This window comes from Acidovorax sp. Root217, from assembly GCF_001428645.1.
Lineage (GTDB): Bacteria > Pseudomonadota > Gammaproteobacteria > Burkholderiales > Burkholderiaceae_C > Acidovorax.
In genome coordinates, this window is sequence record NZ_LMIH01000044.1 from 24,811 (window position 1) to 41,534 (window position 16,724).

Annotated in this window: 16 protein-coding genes and 1 pseudogene; 7 read left to right on the forward strand and 10 right to left on the reverse strand. The window is 65.7% G+C overall.

Annotated elements, in window-relative coordinates; translation table 11 throughout:
• Positions 1-93: 93 nt before the first annotated feature.
• From cyoD to cyoA, 4 genes are read right to left on the reverse strand one after another with little or no spacing between them, the layout of a single operon-like run.
• Entirely contained in the window at positions 94-543 is a 450-nt protein-coding gene (cyoD, locus tag ASE31_RS29455; RefSeq protein WP_057206618.1) for a cytochrome o ubiquinol oxidase subunit IV, read from the reverse strand.
• The gene (cyoC, locus tag ASE31_RS29460) at positions 544-1,203 is read right to left on the reverse strand and encodes a cytochrome o ubiquinol oxidase subunit III (RefSeq protein ID WP_057206619.1); all 660 of its coding nucleotides are present in this window, start codon (positions 1,201-1,203) and stop codon (positions 544-546) included.
• Complete coding sequence (gene cyoB, locus ASE31_RS29465) at positions 1,196-3,205, reverse strand: cytochrome o ubiquinol oxidase subunit I (RefSeq protein ID WP_057206620.1); 2,010 nt, start codon at positions 3,203-3,205, stop codon at positions 1,196-1,198. Before cyoB ends, cyoC begins: the two co-directional genes overlap by 8 nt.
• Before the next feature lie 24 nt (positions 3,206-3,229).
• Complete coding sequence (gene cyoA, locus ASE31_RS29470) at positions 3,230-4,294, reverse strand: ubiquinol oxidase subunit II (RefSeq protein ID WP_057206621.1); 1,065 nt, start codon at positions 4,292-4,294, stop codon at positions 3,230-3,232.
• A 267-nt stretch (positions 4,295-4,561) separates the two neighbouring features.
• On the opposite strand from cyoA, the gene ASE31_RS29475 reads away from it, so the two are divergent.
• The gene (locus ASE31_RS29475) at positions 4,562-5,902 is read left to right on the forward strand and encodes an MFS transporter (RefSeq protein ID WP_057206622.1); all 1,341 of its coding nucleotides are present in this window, start codon (positions 4,562-4,564) and stop codon (positions 5,900-5,902) included.
• Between the two features lie 237 nt (positions 5,903-6,139).
• Here the strand turns inward: ASE31_RS29475 and ASE31_RS29480 are convergent, their stop codons facing one another.
• On the reverse strand, positions 6,140-7,003 hold the full coding sequence (locus ASE31_RS29480; RefSeq protein WP_057206623.1) for a LysR substrate-binding domain-containing protein: 864 nt from the start codon (positions 7,001-7,003) through the stop codon (positions 6,140-6,142).
• 165 nt (positions 7,004-7,168) lie between these two features.
• On the opposite strand from ASE31_RS29480, the gene phnD reads away from it, so the two are divergent.
• Genes phnD through phnY form a run of 6 tightly spaced genes read left to right on the forward strand, consistent with a single transcriptional unit; the run spans position 7,169 to position 13,488 of the window.
• Complete coding sequence (gene phnD / locus ASE31_RS29485; protein ID WP_057206624.1) at positions 7,169-8,047, forward strand: phosphonate ABC transporter substrate-binding protein; 879 nt, start codon at positions 7,169-7,171, stop codon at positions 8,045-8,047.
• Positions 8,044-8,868 carry a phosphonate ABC transporter ATP-binding protein gene (phnC, locus tag ASE31_RS29490; RefSeq protein ID WP_057206625.1) on the forward strand — a complete coding sequence of 275 codons (825 nt, stop codon included), beginning with the start codon at positions 8,044-8,046 and terminating at the stop codon, positions 8,866-8,868. The genes phnD and phnC overlap by 4 nt, the downstream gene beginning before the upstream one ends.
• Entirely contained in the window at positions 8,865-9,680 is an 816-nt protein-coding gene (gene phnE / locus ASE31_RS29495; protein ID WP_057206626.1) for a phosphonate ABC transporter, permease protein PhnE, read from the forward strand. Before phnC ends, phnE begins: the two co-directional genes overlap by 4 nt.
• Positions 9,680-10,924 (forward strand): phosphonoacetate hydrolase, encoded by a 1,245-nt coding sequence (gene phnA, locus ASE31_RS29500; protein ID WP_057206627.1) that lies wholly within the window; start codon positions 9,680-9,682, stop codon positions 10,922-10,924. Before phnE ends, phnA begins: the two co-directional genes overlap by 1 nt.
• Positions 10,925-10,936: 12 nt before the next feature.
• On the forward strand, positions 10,937-12,046 hold the full coding sequence (gene psrA / locus ASE31_RS29505) for an iron-containing alcohol dehydrogenase PsrA (RefSeq protein ID WP_057206628.1): 1,110 nt from the start codon (positions 10,937-10,939) through the stop codon (positions 12,044-12,046).
• Positions 12,043-13,488 (forward strand): phosphonoacetaldehyde dehydrogenase, encoded by a 1,446-nt coding sequence (gene phnY / locus ASE31_RS29510; RefSeq protein WP_057206629.1) that lies wholly within the window; start codon positions 12,043-12,045, stop codon positions 13,486-13,488. The genes psrA and phnY overlap by 4 nt, the downstream gene beginning before the upstream one ends.
• Before the next feature lie 140 nt (positions 13,489-13,628).
• Here phnY and ASE31_RS29515 read toward each other — a convergent pair.
• From ASE31_RS29515 to ybgC, 5 genes and pseudogenes are all read right to left on the reverse strand, one after another.
• Positions 13,629-13,831, reverse strand: a pseudogene (locus ASE31_RS29515) (type II toxin-antitoxin system VapB family antitoxin).
• Between the two features lie 174 nt (positions 13,832-14,005).
• Positions 14,006-14,998, reverse strand: a complete 993-nt coding sequence (tolA, locus tag ASE31_RS29520) for a cell envelope integrity protein TolA (RefSeq protein WP_057206630.1) — start codon at positions 14,996-14,998, stop codon at positions 14,006-14,008.
• 65 nt (positions 14,999-15,063) lie between these two features.
• A complete protein-coding gene (locus ASE31_RS29525) occupies positions 15,064-15,486 on the reverse strand; it encodes a biopolymer transporter ExbD (RefSeq protein ID WP_057206631.1) in 423 nt (140 codons plus the stop codon).
• A gap of 4 nt (positions 15,487-15,490) precedes the next feature.
• The gene (tolQ, locus tag ASE31_RS29530; protein WP_057206632.1) at positions 15,491-16,195 is read right to left on the reverse strand and encodes a protein TolQ; all 705 of its coding nucleotides are present in this window, start codon (positions 16,193-16,195) and stop codon (positions 15,491-15,493) included.
• Positions 16,192-16,620 carry a tol-pal system-associated acyl-CoA thioesterase gene (gene ybgC, locus ASE31_RS29535; protein ID WP_057206633.1) on the reverse strand — a complete coding sequence of 143 codons (429 nt, stop codon included), beginning with the start codon at positions 16,618-16,620 and terminating at the stop codon, positions 16,192-16,194. The genes tolQ and ybgC overlap by 4 nt, the downstream gene beginning before the upstream one ends.
• Between the last annotated feature and the right edge of the window lie 104 nt (positions 16,621-16,724).

Genomic DNA, 16,724 nt, shown 5'->3' on the forward strand with positions numbered 1-16,724 from the left:
GCCCCAAAACGGCTGCGGCCGCTGTGGGCGGCCGCTTTGCAAGGGGTTGCGCCCCGCCCCGCATCGTCGTGGGGCGTGGCGGCGCTGCACCCATCAGGGCGTGTGATGGCTGGCTGCCGCGCCGGCTTCGCTCTGGGTGGGCGGGGTAGGGGTGGGGTGGTCGGGCATCATGTTGGCGTTCATGTGGAACATGACCCAGAGCGTGCCGCTGATGGCGATGGCCACGAAGACCACGGTGAAGATGGTGGACAGCAGCGTCCAGCCGCCCTCGACCTTGCCGTTCATGTGCAGGAAGCAGACCATGTGCACCAGGATCTGCACCACCGCGAAGCCGCCGAGCACGAGGATGGCGGTGTTGCGGTCGGCAATCACCTTGGCCATGACCAGCCAGAACGGGATGGCGGTGAGGATGATGGACAGCACGAAGCCGACCATGTAGCCCGAGAAGGTGCTGTGCGGGCCCACGTCGCCATGGTGGTCGTCGTGGTGATCGTCATGGCCGTGGCCGTCGTGGGCGTTGGCGGTGTGTTGTGCGGCGCTCATTTACAGCACTCCCATCAGGTACACGAAGGTGAAGACGCCGATCCAGACGACGTCCAAGAAGTGCCAGAACATCGACAGGCACATCAGCCGGCGCTTGTTCTCGTGGATCAGGCCGTGCTTCTTGATCTGCAGCATCAGCACCACCAGCCAGATGAGGCCGAAGGTGACGTGCAGGCCGTGGGTGCCGACCAGCGTGAAGAAGGCCGACAGGAAGGCGCTGCGCTGCGGGCCCGCGCCCTGGTGGATCAGGTGGTGGAACTCATACAGCTCCAGCCCCAGAAAGCACAGGCCGAACACGCCGGTGATGGCCAGCCACAGCAGCGTGCCATTCACGTTGTTCTGCTGCTTCTTGATCATCGCGAAGCCGAAGGTGATCGACGACGCCAGCAGGAAGGCGGTGTTGATGGCCACCAGCGTCAGGTCGAACAGCTGCGCGCCGGTGGGGCCGGCGGCGTAGCTGCGGCCCAGCACGCCGTAGGTGGCGAACAGCGCAGCGAAGATGAGGCAGTCGCTCATCAGGTAGAGCCAGAAACCGAGGGCGGTGCCGTTCTCGGGATGCGGCTCGTGCGCCAGGTGGTACTCGCGGCGCGCCAGCGTGGCGCCCGTGGGGCCGCCCGCCGTGATGGCGGCGGCAGCTTGGTTGTAGGTGATATCAGACATGGCTGGCACGCAGTTGTTGGGTACGCAGGTTTTCGGTCTCCGTCACTTGCGCGGCGGGGATGTAGAAGTCACGCTTGTAGTTGAACGTGTGGATGATGGCCACCAGCACCACGCCCGCGAACGACAGGCCGGCCAGCAGCCACATGTGCCAGATGAGGGCGAAGCCCAGCACCAGCGACAGCGCCGAGATGATCACGCCCGCGCCGGTGTTGGCCGGCATGTGGATGGGCGCAAAGCCGGTGAGGGGGCGCGCGTAGGCGTGCTTCTTCATGTCCCACCAGGCATCGATCTCGTACACCTTGGGGGTGAAGGCGAAGTTGTAGTCCGGCGGGGGCGACGAAGTGGCCCACTCCAGCGTGCGGGCGTCCCATGGGTCGCCGGTGTGGTCGCGCAGCTGTTCGCGCTTCAGGTAGCTCACCACGATCTGGATCAGCAGGCAGGCGATGCCCAGGGCGATCAGGAAGGCGCCGAAGGCGGCGATGACGAACCAGATCTGCAGCGACTGGTCTTCGAAGTGATTGGCACGGCGGGTGACACCCATCAGGCCCAGGATGTACAGCGGCATGAAGGCCACGTAGAAGCCCACCACCCACAGCCAGAACGAGCACAGGCCCCAGAAGCGGTCGAGCTTGTAGCCAAAGGCCTTGGGGTACCAGTAGTTGATGCCGGCGAACAGGCCGAACAGCACGCCGCCGATGATCACGTTGTGGAAGTGGGCGATCAGGAACAGGCTGTTGTGCAGCACGAAGTCGGCCGGGGGCACGGCCAGCAGCACGCCGGTCATGCCGCCGATGGCGAAGGTGACCATGAAGGCCAGGGTCCACAGCATGGGCAGCTCGAAGCGGATGCGGCCCTTGTACATGGTGAACAGCCAGTTGAAGATCTTCGCGCCCGTGGGGATCGAGATGATCATCGTGGTGATGCCGAAGAAGGTGTTCACGCTGGCGCCGGAGCCCATGGTGAAGAAGTGGTGCAGCCACACCAGGTACGACAGGATGGTGATCACCACCGTGGCGTAGACCATGGAGGTGTAGCCGAACAGGCGCTTCTTGCAGAACGTGGCCACCACTTCGGAGAAGATGCCGAAGCAGGGCAGGATCAGGATGTACACCTCGGGGTGGCCCCAGATCCAGATCAGGTTCACGTACAGCATGGCGTTGCCGCCCAGGTCGTTGGTGAAGAAGTTGGTGCCGGCATAGCGGTCCAGCGACATCAGCACCAGCGCTGCGGTGAGCACGGGGAAGGAGGCGACGATGAGCGCGTTGGTGCACAGGGCTGTCCACGTGAAGATGGGCATGCGCATGAGGTTCATGCCGGGCGCGCGCATCTTGATGATGGTGACGATCAGGTTGATGCCCGAGAGCGTGGTGCCCACCCCGGCGATCTGCAGCGCCCAGATGTAGTAGTCAAGCCCCACCCCCGGGTTCTGCGCCCCCAGGTTCGACAATGCCAGCCAGCCGGCGGTGGAGAACTCGCCCAGGAACAGCGACACCATCACCAGGATGGCACCGGCGGTGGTCATCCAGAAGCTGAAGTTGTTGAGGAACGGGAAGGACACGTCGCGCGCGCCGATCTGCAGCGGCACGAGGTAGTTCATGAGGCCCGTGACCAGCGGCATGGCCACGAAGAAGATCATGATCACGCCGTGGGCGGTGAAGATCTGGTCGTAGTGGTGCGGCGGCAGGTAGCCCATGTTGTCGCCAAAGGCCATGGCCTGCTGCAGGCGCATCATCAGCGCGTCGGCAAAGCCGCGCAGCAGCATGACCACGCCCAGGATCATGTACATGATGCCGATCTTCTTGTGGTCGATGCTGCAGATCCAGTCGCGCCACAGGGTGCCCCACAGGCGGAACTTGGTGATGCCGGCCAGCACGGCCAGGCCACCGAGCACGACGCCGATGAAGGTGATCAGCACGATGGGCTCGTGCGCCATGGGTATCGAGTCCCAGGTGATTCGGCCCAGGGCCCAATGCGGTGGTGCGGTAACGGGTGAGGTGGACATGTTCGTCAGTCTCTTAGGCGCGGATCATTGGCGGGAAAGGGTGCGGTCATAGACCGTGGCGTGGCGCGCTTCGAGTGCCGCCACGATCTGGCCGGCGTTGTCGACTGTGCACACGTCCTGGGGCAGGTTGATGCCCATGGCCTTCATGTAGGCCTCGCCGCCGCGCTCGTCGATGGTCATCATGTGGTGCATGCACATCTTGCCTTCTTCGACGCAGCGGTTGAGCACCTTGTCGTACAGGCCGTCTTCCACGCTGGCAAAGCGCTGCACGGGGTCGCGCTCGCTGGGCTTGACGAGGTTCAGGTAGGTGGCTTTGTCCAGCGCCTTGCCTTCGGTCTTGGCCTTGGCCACCCACTGCTCGAAGTCGCCCTGGCTCAGGCCGTGGAACTTGAAGGTCATGCCCGAGAAGCCCGAGCCGCTGTAGTGCGAGGCGATACCGGGGTACACGCCGGGCTTGTTGATCACGGCGTTCAGCTCGGTCTGCATGCCGGGCATGGCGTAGATCATGCCGGCCAGGTCGGCCACGTAGAACGAGTTCATCGTGGAGGTGGCGGTGAGCTTGAACAAAATGGGGCGGTCCACCGGGGCGGCCAGCTCATTGACCGTGGCAATGCCTTGCTCGGGGTAGAAGAACAGCCATTTCCAGTCCATGGCGACCACCTGCACCACCAGGGGGGTGGCCTGCGCTTCGAGCGGCTTGGTGGCCGAGATGCGGTCCAGCGGGCGGTAGGGGTCGAGCTTGTGGGTGCCGATCCAGGTCAGCGCGCCCAGGGCGATGATGATCAGCAGGGGCACGGTCCAGATCACCAGCTCCAGCGTGGTGGAGTGGTGCCAGTCGGGGTCGTAGTCCGCTTCGGTGTTGGCGGTGTTGGACTGGCGGTACTTCCAGGCGAACCACAGCGTGAGGGCGATCACCGGGACGATGATGATCAGCATCAGCAAGGTGGCCTGCACGACCATGTGGCCTTGCTGCGAGGCGACGTCGCCTGCGGGGTTGAGGACGACAGCCTTGCTGCAGCCGGCGAGGCTGGTGGCTGTGGCCGCCAACGCAAGCCATGCCGGCCCGCGAAGTTGGGGAAGTTTGAACATGTGATGGGCCCAACAAAGGCGTTTAGGGGTAAACGCGAATGACAATTTGCCGCTCAATGTAATAGAGCAGGTAAATTTGTCCATTGGACATTTTGTCCAAGGTCAAGTTTTTGCCCCATTCCGGTGCCAACGGCGCCATGCCTTGACCCCGTCGTGAGCACACTATGGCATTTGTCCTGCAAGAGCGTCAGTGAAAGCTCACTTGCCGCCAGGGGGCCTTGGGTGTAAAACGTGGGTGTATCAGTTACACAACAAGGAATTCCGTTCATGAGCAGTCCCGCCTCTGCTATCTACCCAGCGAATGGCTTTGAAGAAGGCCACGACTCTCTTTCCCGCGCGGACACCCATGAAGACGTCACCCCCAGCGAAATCGCGGTGGGCGTGATCATCGGACGCTCGTCCGAGTATTTCGACTTCTTCGTTTTCGGGATCGCCTGCGTGCTGGTTTTCCCGTCGTTCCTGTTCCCCTTCATGTCGCGCCTGGATGGCACGCTGGCCTCCTTTGCGCTGCTGGCCGTGGCCTTCGTCGTGCGGCCCATCGGTACGGCCATCTCCATGGCCATCCAGCGGCGCTGGGGCCGGGGCACCAAGCTGACCATTGCGCTCTTCCTCTTGGGAGTGTGCACGGTGGGCATGGCCTTTTTGCCGGGCTACAAGGACCTGGGCACCACGGCCATCGTGGCGCTGCTGATTCTGCGCATCGGCCAGGGCCTGGCGCTGGGCGGCTCTTGGGACGGCCTGCCGTCGCTGCTGGCGATGTCGGTGCCCAAGCACCGCCGCGGCTGGTACGCCATGATCGGCCAGCTGGGCGCGCCCGTGGGCTTTGTGCTCGCGGCCGGCCTGTTCGCCTATCTGTACGCCAACCTCACGGTGCAGGAGTTTCTGGCCTGGGGCTGGCGCTATCCGTTCTTCGTGGCCTTTGCCGTGAACGTGGTGGCCCTGTTCGCCCGCCTGCGCCTGGTGGTGGGGCAGTCGTACACCGAGCTGCTGCAGGACCGTGAGCTGCAGCCCGTGCCCGTGCACGAGGTGATGCGCGACGAGGGCGGCAACGTGCTGCTGGGTGCCTTTGCGGCGCTGGCCAGCTTTGCGCTGTTCCACCTGGTCACCGTGTTCCCGCTGTCGTGGATCACGCTGTACACGGACCAGCCCGTCACCCAGATCCTGGGCGTGCAGATCGTCGGCGCCTTCCTGGCGGCCGGGGCCATCATGGTTTCGGGCTGGCTGTCTGACCACTTGGGCCGGCGCAAGCTGCTGGGCGGCATGGCGGTGCTGATCGGTGTGTTCAGCTTCATGGCACCCGTGCTGCTCAACAGCGGCGAGGTGGGCAGCACCATGTTCCTGCTGCTGGGCTTTGTGCTGCTGGGCCTGTCGTACGGCCAGGCCTCGGGCACGGTGACGGCCAATTTCTCGCCCAAGTACCGCTACACGGGCGCCGCCCTGTCGGCCGACCTGGCCTGGATCATCGGCGCCGCCTTTGCGCCCCTGGTGGCCCTGGGCCTGTCGGCCCAGTTCGGCCTGCTGGCCGTGACGGTGTACCTGCTGTCGGGCGTGGCCTGTACGCTGGGCGCCCTGAACCTGAACCGCCGCATGGAGCGCCGCGACCGATAAGAGCGGCTAACAAAACTCTTCTGGCGTCGTTGCAGCGTCTTGTCGTACTACCCGTACTGCCTGCGACGCTGCGCCTAGCCAGAACCGCTTCGCTGAGTTTTGTTCTCCGCTCTCACGTAGTTACATAAGAGAGAGCGAGGGGCGGGCCCACGGGAGGGCGGCCCCGCTGAGAAGCGATGCAAGAACCCGGTGGCTGCCTTGGTGGTCACCGGGTTTTTTGTTTTTCGGAACCTGTTTTCAGGACTCGCGGCCGATGATCTCGAAGAACGCCCGGATCAGGCGCATGTCCCGGCGCTCGGCCAGGCAGACCACGTGGGCGTAGGTCTTGATCTGCGCGTCGCTGATGCGCACCGCGTGCAGGCCCGCGCCGGGCACGTATTCGACCTCGGACACCGCCGCCACGCCCAGGCCCTGCAGCACGGCCTCGCGGATGATCTCGCGGCTCGCCACCTCCATCACCACCGTGGGTTGCACGCCTGCGGCCTTGAGGGCCGACTCGATGGCCTTGCGCGTGGTGGAGCCCTGCTCGCGCAGGATCAGCTTTTCGCCCTGCAGCTCGGCCGTGCGGATGCTGCGCCGGCGCGCAAAGCGGTGGTTGGCGTTGCAGAAGATCACGATGGGGTGCTCGCTGTAGGGCACCGAGACGAAGCGCTTGTCCTTGAGCACCTGTGCCAGCACGCCCACGTCGGCCGAGTAGTCGAGCAGGCGGGTCAGCACGTCTTCGGAGTTGCCGGTACCCACCGAGATGTTGATGTCCGGGTAGCGCTGGTTGAAGGCGGCCAGCATCTTCGTGACATGCGAAGGCCCCACGGCGGCCACGCGCAGGTGGCCCGAGCGCAGCTCGCCGGCATCGCGCAGCACCTGCACGGCCTCGTGCTCCAGCCCGAAGATCTGGCGCGACAGCTGCAGCAGGCGCTCTCCGATCTCCGTGGGGCGGATGCGCCGGCCGGTGCGGTGGAACAGCTCCACCTGGTACAGCTCCTCCAGTTGCTTGACCTGGGTGGTCACCGTGGGCTGGCTCACGTGCAGTGCCTGGGCCGCGCGCGTGAAGCTGCCCTCCGTGGCCACGGCGTGGAAGGACCTCAACTGTGTCAAGCGCATGACATTTTTCTCCGTGTTATCCCGGGCCAACTATAGATTGAATGAATGCAACGGTGAAAAAAGTTGAATTTGCAAGATAGTGGCGCAGCGCCGACAGTAGCGCCATGCGTCGGGCCACCGAGGCATGCGCAAAAGAGGTTCACACCCAACCCGTAGGAGACAACGATGAAATTCACGCGCCGATCCCTGCTGGCCAGCACATCCATGCTGCTGGCTCCACCGCTCCTGGGGCTGGGAGCCTCCGCCCAGACGCCCAATGTCCTGAACGTGGGGCTGATTCCCTCGGAGGACTCGCGGGCCATGATCGCCAACAGCCAGGCGATGATGGACATGCTGTCCAAGTCGCTGGGCATGCCGGTCAAGCCCTTCGTGGCGGCCGACTACAACGGCGTGATCGAAGCCCTGCGCTCCAAGCGGCTCGATGTGGCCTACCTGGGGCCCTTCTCGTACGTGATGGGCACCACGGTGGCGCCCATCGAGGCCTTTGCCGTGGCCGAGACCAAGAAGGCCGGGCGGGCCTTCTACCACGCGCTCATCGTGGCCCACAAGGACAGCGGCATCAAGACGGTGGCCGACCTCAAGGGCAAGACCTTCGCCTTCGTGGACCCGACCTCCACCTCGGGCCACCTGTTCCCCAAGGCCGGCCTGATGAAGGAGGGCTTCAACACCGACAAGGACTTCGGCCGGGTGATCTTCTCGGGCTCGCACGACTCGAACGCCGTGGCGGTGCAGAACAAGAAGATCGAGGCCGTGGCGATTGCCGACCGCATCCTGGACGCCGCCATCGCCAAGGGCCTGGCCAAGCGCGAGGACCTGGTGGTGGTGTGGAAGTCGGACCCCATCCCCGAGTCGCCCACCGTGTGGCGCAAGGACCTGGACCCCGCGCTCAAGAAGCGCGTGCAGGCCGCCTTCCTGGATGTGAAGGATATCCCGTGGTCGGACCAGGGCATGCTCAACGGCTTCCACCCCACGAACGACAAGGCCTACGACATCATCCGCGAAACGGCCAAGGTCCTGAACCTCGACCTGAGGGCCATGAAATGATCAAGATCCGTGGCCTGAACAAGCGCTATGGCGACTTCGATGCACTCAAGGGCATCGACCTTGACGTGGCCCCCGGCGAGTTCCTGGTCGTGCTGGGCCCCTCGGGGGCCGGCAAGTCGACGCTGCTGCGCTGCATCAACCGCCTGGCCGAGCCCACGAGTGGCGAGGTCCACATCGACGGGCAACTGGCCCAGCCCGGCGGCGCGAGCCTGCGCGCGCTGCGCCGCCAGGTGGCGATGATCTTCCAGCACTACAACGTGGTGCCGCGCCTGTCGGTGCAGAAGAACGTGCTGACGGGCCGCATGGGGGCCATGCCTGCCGTGCTGTCGTGGCTGCAGTGGTTTCCGCGCAAGGATGTGGCGATTGCCCTGGAATGCCTGCGCCGCGTGGAGCTGCAGGACAAGGCCGAGCTGCGCACCGACACGCTCTCGGGCGGGCAAAAGCAGCGCGTGGGCATTGCCCGTGCGCTGGCCCAGCAGCCCAAGGTGATCCTGGCCGACGAGCCCGTGGCCAGCCTGGACCCCAAGACCTCGCGCACGGTGCTCAACTACCTCAAGCAGGCCAGCCGCGAGCTGGGCATCACCGTGGTGTGCAACCTGCACCAGATCGACTATGCGCGCGAGTTCGGCGAACGCATCGTGGGCGTGTCGGGCGGGCGCATCGTCTATGACGGCGGGCCCGAGGGCCTGACGGACGAGGTGCTGCGAAAAATCTACCCCGGCCTGGACGAGGGCGATGCGCGCAGCCGCAGCACCCCTTGCGTGGCGGCCACAGCCGCACCCGCGCTGCGCCAGCTGGAACTTGAGGAGGCAGGAGCATGAACATCGGTTCTTACACCTTTCTGGTGGCCCGGCCCAGCGGTGGCCTGGGCTGGTGGCCGCGCATCGGCATCGGCGCGCTGTTCGTCGGCGTGCTGTGGTGGGCCGCGCGCGGCGCGCAGGTCAGCTTTGGCGAGCTGGGCAAGGGCCTGCCGTGGATCGGCGACTTCATGGGGCGCATGCTGCCACCCAACTGGGCGTTTCTGGACAAGCTGATCGTCCCGGCGATCGAGACCGTGCAGATCGCCGTGTGGGGCACCTTGCTGGCCGTGGTCCTGGCGGTGCCGGTGTGCTTCTTTGCGGCGCGCAACCTCACGCCGAACGTGGTGGTCTACCAGCTCACGCGGCAGCTGTTCAACTTCACCCGCGGGGTCAACGAGATCATCCTGGCGCTGATCTTCGTGGCGGCCGTGGGGCTGGGGCCGTTTCCGGGCGTGCTGGCCCTGGCGGTGCATGGCGCGGGCATGCTGGGCAAGTTCTTTGCCGAGTCCATCGAGGAGATCGACCAGGGGCCCATCGAGGCGCTGCGCTCCACCGGGGCCGGTGCCATACAGACCATCGTCTTTGCCGTGCTGCCCCAGGTGGTGACCGCATGGATCGCCGTGGTGCTCTACCGCTTCGAGACCAACCTGCGCCAGGCCACCGTGCTGGGCATGGTGGGCGCGGGCGGCATCGGCTTCGAACTGGTGGGCAGCATGAAGCTGTTCCAGTACCAGGACACCGCCACCTGCATCGCCGTGATCATCGCCATGGTGATGGTGGCGGACTATGTATCGACCCGGCTGCGTGCCTGGATTCAAAAAGGAGCCCGATGATGAATGCCGCTGTGATCGACTTTGTGCAGGCCAATGGCCGGCAGTACGCCAGGCCCGCCGCACCGGTGGTGGTGGTCTGCGTGGATGGCTGCGAGCCCGACTACCTGACCCAGGCCATCCAGGCCGGCGTCGCGCCCTACCTGGCGCGCATGCAGGCCCAGGGCGGCTCGCTGATCGGGGACTGCGTGGTGCCCAGCTTCACCAACCCGAACAACGTGTCCATCGTGACCGGCGTGCCGCCCTCGGTGCATGGCATCTGCGGCAACTACTTCTACGACGTGGCCGCCGACCGCGAGGTCATGATGAACGACCCCGAGTACCTGCGCGCCCCGACGCTGCTGGCCGCCTTTGCCGATGCCGGCGCGCTGGTGGCGGCGGTGACGGCCAAGGACAAGCTGCGCACCCTGCTCGGCCACGGCCTCAAGGGCATCTGCTTTTCGGCCGAGAAGGCCGACAAGGCCACGCTGGCCGAATGCGGCATCGAGAATGTGCTGGAGCTGGTGGGCAGGCCCGTGCCCTCGGTGTACAGCGCTGATCTGAGCGAGTTCGTCTTTGCGGCCGGCGTGCGCCTGATGGAGACCCGCCGGCCGGACCTGATGTACCTGTCGACCACCGACTACGTGCAGCACAAGTGCGCGCCCGGCACGCCGGAGGCCAATGCCTTCTACGCGATGATGGACGGCTACCTGCAGCAGCTCGATGCGCTGGGCGCGGTCATCGGCCTCACCGCCGACCATGGCATGAGCCCCAAGACCGATGCCGCCGGCAAGCCGCGCGTGGTCTACCTGCAGCAGGAGCTGGATGCACAGCTCGGTGCGGGCAGCACGCGGGTGATCCTGCCCATCACCGACCCCTACGTGGTACACCACGGCGCCTTGGGCTCGTTCGCGACCATCTACGTGAATGCCGGCGCCACGCTGGAGGGCGTGCGCAGTGCGCTGCTGGCCCTGCCGGGCGTGGAGGTGGTGCTGACACGCGAGGAGGCGGCGGCCCGCTTCGAGCTGGCGGGTGACCGCATTGGCGACCTGGTGGTGGTGTCGGACCACCTCACGGTGCTGGGCACCAGCGCGGCGCGGCACGACCTGAGCGGGCTGACCGTGCCCCTGCGCTCGCACGGCGGCATCTCCGAGCAGAAGGTGCCGCTCTTGTTCAACCGGCCTTTGAGGGGTGTTGCCCCCGGCCGACGGCTGCGCAATTTCGACGTGTTCGACCTCGCGCTGAACCACGCATTTTCTTCCGTCTAGAGGTTCCCTTCCATGCCACATGAATACTTCAACCCCGTACGCAGCGTCTACGGGGCCGGGGCACTGTCGTCCCTGCCCGGGCTGCTGGCCGGACGGCGCGCGCTGCTGGTCACCTTCCCGGAGGCGCGCCAGCTCGGCTTGGTGGCGCGCATCGAGGCCCTGCTGGGCGACCAACTGGTGGGCGTGATCGACGACGTGCGGCCCAACCCCGACGTGGCCGAGCTCGCGGCGCTGTACGACGCCTTCTGGTCCGGCGACAGCGCTGCGGCCGAGGTGATCATCGCCGTGGGCGGGGGCAGTGCCATCGATACCGCCAAGGCCTTGATGGTGGCCACGCCCAGCGGGCGCTTTGCCGAACTGGTGGCGCTGCTGGCGTCCGGGGCCAGCTTTACCCCGGCCCAGACCAAGACGCTGATCGCTGTGCCGACGACGGCCGGCACCGGCAGTGAGGTGACGCCCTGGGCCACCATATGGGACCGCGGGGCGCAGAAGAAATACTCGCTGCACCTGCCCGAGACCTGGCCCAGCATCGCGCTGATCGACCCCGAGCTCATGCTGTCGCTGCCCGCCTCGGTCACGCTGCAAAGCGGGCTGGATGCGCTGTCGCACGCGCTGGAGTCGATCTGGAACGTGAATGCCAACCCGGTGTCCGACACCTTTGCGGTGGCGGCGGTGCACGAGATCCTGGACGCGCTGCCGCAGCTGATGGAGCGCCTGGATGATGCGGCGCTGCGCGGGCGCATGGCGCTGGCGGCGCTGAAGGCCGGCATGGCGTTCTCGAACACGCGCACGGCGTTGGCGCATTCCATCTCCTACGAGATGACGCTGCGCTATGGGTTGCCGCACGGCATTGCTTGCAGCTTTCCGCTGCCCATGGTGCTGGAGCGCGCCATAGGCCAGAGCCCCGAGCGCGATGCGGTGCTGGAGCGCGCGCTGGGTGCCCTGGATGCTGCGCCCGGCCGGCTGGTGCGCTTCATCGAGACATTGGGCGTGAGGACGCGCTTTGCCGACTATGGCGTGAGCGACGACCAGGCGCAGCAGATGGTGGCGCACGCGCTGACCGGCGCACGCGGCAAGAACTTCATCGGAACGACCACGGTACCCTTCAAGGAGGCAGCATGAGTTGCATCATGGAAAGCGCGGATTTTCGCGCAGAGGCATTGCGCATCGGTGGCGTCAAGGTGCGCACGGAGCGCAGCATCGACGTCGTCAACCCCTACAGCGGCGAGCGTGTGGGCACGGTGGCCATGGCCAGCGTGGAGGACGTGCGCCGGGCGATGGACATCGCCCACGCCTATGTGCCCACGCTGTCGCGCTACGAGCGCTCGGCCATCCTGAACCGTGCGGCGGCGCTGCTGCGCGAGCGCACCGACGAGGCATCGAGCATCATCACCGCCGAGTCGGGCCTGTGCAAGAAGGACAGCACCTACGAAATCGGGCGTGTGGCCGACGTGCTGAACTTCGGCGCCAACGAAGCCTTGCGCGACGATGGGCAGGTGTTCTCGTGCGACCTCACGCCGCACGGCAAGAAGCGCAAGGTGATCACCACGCGCGAGCCGCTGCTGGGCGTGATCACCGCCATCACGCCCTTCAACCACCCCATGAACCAGGTGGCGCACAAGGTGGTGCCCGCCGTGGCCACGAACAACCGCATGGTGCTCAAGCCCTCGGAGAAGGTGCCCCTGTCGGCCTACTATTTTGCGGACCTGCTGTACGAGGCCGGCCTGCCGGTGGAGATGCTGCAGGTGGTGACCGGCGACCCGCGCGAGATTGCCGACGAGCTGCTGACCCACCGCCATGTCGATCTGGTCACCTTCACCGGCGGGGTGGCCATCGGCAAGTACATTGCGTCGAAGGCTGGCTACCGGCGCATGGTGCTGGAACTGGGCGGCAACGATCCGCTGATCGTGATGGACGATGCCGACCTGGACAAGGCCAGCGATCTGGCGGTGCAGGGCTCGTACAAGAACTCGGGCCAGCGCTGCACGGCGGTCAAGCGCATGCTGGTGCACGAGAAGGTGGTGGCCGAGTTCACCGAGCGCGTGGTGGCCAAGACCCGGGCATGGCGCTACGGCGACCCGATGGACAAGGCCAACGAGATGGGCACGGTGATTGACGAGGCCGCAGCCCGCCACTTCGAGACGGTGGTGAACGAGGCCATCGCCCAGGGCGCGCGCCTGTTGGCAGGCAATGTGCGCGAGGGCGCGCTGTACTCCCCCACGGTGCTGGACCGCGTGCGCCCGGAGATGACTGTGGTGCGCGAGGAGACCTTCGGCCCCGTGTCGCCCATCATCACCTTCAAGGACATCGACGAGGCGATCCGCATCTCCAACGGCACGGCGTTCGGCCTGTCGTCGGGCATCTGCACCAACCGCATGGACGATGTGACCCGCTTTGCCAAGGAACTGCAGGTGGGCACCGTGAACCTCTGGGAGGTGCCCGGCTACCGCATCGAGCTGACCCCGTTCGGCGGCATCAAGGATTCGGGCCTGGGCTACAAGGAAGGGGTGCAGGAGGCGATCAAGTCGTTCACCAACTGCAAGACGTTTACCTTGCCGTGGTGAGGGGGTGCCGGGCCGGTGTCGGAAGGTTCGGTGGCTGCCTGTGGGAGCTACCGGTCGCTACATGGCAGGAGCTGGCAGCTAGGCGCACCGCACTGATGGACGTGATCGACCTCGGACCGATGCACCGATCCGCACCTGCGTCACTGGGCAGCGCTTTCCGTGCGCCGGGCAATCTCGGTAGTGCCGGGCAAGGTGCCGCCCATGGACGCGAGCCGCTTGGCGGCTTGCACGCGCACAAAGGTCTTCATCGCCTCCCGGATGAGTCGGCCTTGTCCATCCCGGGTTCTGCAACCTGCAGCGCTTCCTCGTACAGGGCGTCATCGATCGTCACGGTCATTCGCATGCTGGTTCCTTTGAACCGCCATTTTGATGTGATTTTGCGTCAAAAATTGCATCAGCACAGAACGCAAACCTGTGAGGCCGCATACCAATGGAACTCCTTGGGCGTCGACCAGTACCTTGACTTCGACCCTGCTCACCAGTGCGCTGGAACGCGGCCGGGATAGGTCGGGGCCTGTCAATCCTGCGGTCTGAACCCGATGGTCAGCGAGGGCGGCACGCGCCCGTCCACGTCGCGCGGCAGGGTTTCGGTCTTGTCCAGGGCGCGCAGCACGGCATCGTCCCAGGCCTTGTTGCCGCTGGACTGCACCAGGCGCTTGCCGACGATGGTACCGTCGGGCGCCAGGCGCACCTCGACCTCGGCGCGCGGGTTGCCCGATATCGCGTCGGGGTAGACGATGTTGGGCTTGACCTTGGCGGCCACGCGGCCGCCGTAGCCGCCCGAGGGGCCTGCGTCGCGTTGCGCGGTGCCCGTGGATTTCTCGTTGCCTTCGGAGCCCGCCAGCCCTTGCATGCGGCGCAGGTTGGCCTCGCGCTGGGCGGCGAGTTGCTTGGCTTCGGCCTCGGCGCGCTGTTTCTTCGCTGCGGCCTCCTTGGCTTCCTTCGCGTCCTTGGCGTCTTCGGCTTTGCGCTTTTCTTCGGCGAGCAGCTTCTTTTGCCTTTCCTGCTCGGCGGCCTTCTTTTGCTCGGCGAGCTTTTCCTTCTTTTCCTTTTCGAGGCGCTCTTCGCGCTCGTCTTCCTTGCGCTCACGCTCGCGCTTGTCGCGCTCAAGCTTCTCGGCGCGGGCCTTTTTCTCCTGCTCCAGGCGCTTTTTCTCGCGCTCGATGGCGATGTCGGCCTCGCGCGTATCGGGCTCCACGGCGCGCGGTGGCGGTGGGGGAGGAGGAGGGGGCACTGGCGCGGGCCGGGGCGGCTCGGGCGGCGGTGGCACGGGGGGCGTTGGCGGGGTCGGGGGTGTCGGCGGCGTCACCTCAGGGGGCGCCGCCTGTTGGGGCACGGCGGCCCACAGTTCGGCCTGCACGGCGGGCTGGTCGGAGCTGGCCTTCCAGTTGACGCCCCAGGTGAGTGCGCCGATCAGCGCCAGATGCACCAGCACCGCCAGCGAGATGGCTCGCAGGCGGGCAGGGGGTGCGGGGGGCGCAAACTGGTCGCGGTCGTCTTGGGCGTGCATGGAGGGAGTAGAGCGTGTACGTCGTCTTCGGTTCAGTCAATCAAGGAAGGCGGGGCACTTCGGCTTCAGCCGCCCTGTTTGACGGAGAGACCTACGCGCTGCACACCGGCTTTCTGCAGTTCGGACATGGCCTTGACCACGTTGTCGTATACAACGCCCTTGTCGGCCGTAATGATGACAGCCGTCTCTTTTGTCTGGTCTTTCTGCCAGCGCAGCGCGGCTTCGCCGATCTCGCGCTGGCTCATGCTGCGGGTGGCCTCGGGGGTCTTGAGCTGCAGCGAGCCATCCTTGTTGACGATGACCTGCGCCACCACCTTGGGCAGGTTCTTGCCCTTGCCCACGCTGGGCACGTCGACCATGCCGGGGGTTAGCATGGGGGCCGTCACCATGAAGATGATGAGCAGCACCAGCATCACGTCGATGAACGGGACCATGTTGATCTCGTTGATGGTGCGGCGGCCTCGGCCGCGGGATGCCATGGCGGGCATGGTGTCAGTGCCCCGATGCCGAGACGGGTTGCTGCGCGCCCAGGTTGCGCTGCAGGATGTTGGAGAACTCTTCGATGAAGGTCTCCTGGTGTGTGGCCACGCGGTCGATGTCGCGCGCGAAGCGGTTGTAGGCGATGACGGCCGGGATGGCGGCGAACAGGCCGATGGCGGTGGCCACCAGCGCCTCGGCGATGCCGGGGGCCACGGTGGCCAGGGTCACCTGCTCCATGCCGGCAAAGCCGGTGAAGGCGTGCATGATGCCCCACACCGTGCCGAACAGGCCCACGTAGGGCGACACCGAGCCCACGGTGGCCAGGAACGACAGGCTCGACTCGACCACGTCCATCTCGCGCTGGAAGCTGGCGCGCATGGCGCGGCGTGCGCCGTCCATCAGGGTGCCGGCATCGGTGATGCGGCGCTCGCGCAGTTTCTGGTACTCGCGCATGCCGCTGGCGAAGATGCGTTCCATGGGGCCGGCGTTCTTGGCGTTCTGGGCGGCGCTGGCGAACAGGTCGTTCAGGCTGGTGCCAGACCAGAAGTCGCGCTCGAAATCGTCGTTGAGCGACTTGATGCGCTTGAGCGCGAACAGCTTGCGGAATATGGCGGCCCAGCTGGCGACGGAGACGACCAGCAGCAGCAGCATGACGAGTTGCACCACCCAGCTGGCCTGCAGCACCAGGCTGAGGATGGACATGTTTTGGGAATTCATGGTGTTGTTGAGAGTTGTTCCAGAAGGGTGCTCGGTATTCTCGCGGGCCGCAGGGTGGCGGCGTCCACCCAGCCGATGCGGATGGTGCCTTCGCTGAGCAGTGCGGGCGGATTTTCGGTCATGTCGTGCTCTGGTTTCAGGAGCGCTTGCTGCAGTATTGTCAACGATGCGCGGCCGGCCTCTTGCAGCTGGGCAGTAACAATGAGTTCATCGTCCAGCCTGGCAGGCCGCAGGTAACGTACCTGGCTGTGGGTTACGACAAACATGCCGCCGGTTTGTTCCCTGAGGGCTTGCTGGCCGATGCCGAGGGAGCGGAGCCATTCGGTGCGGGCGCGTTCGAAGAACTTGAGGTAGTTGGCGTAGAAGACTATTCCGCCCGCGTCGGTGTCTTCCCAATAAATTCGGATGGGGAATTCAAAGGCCATTTGCTTGCCTCTTGTGTTGTGGTTGCTGTGTGCTTTGGTTGAGGGCGGAGGCCGGGGTGTGCGCCCGGCGGCGCAGTAACTTTCTCTTGCGTCGCCAAGAGAAA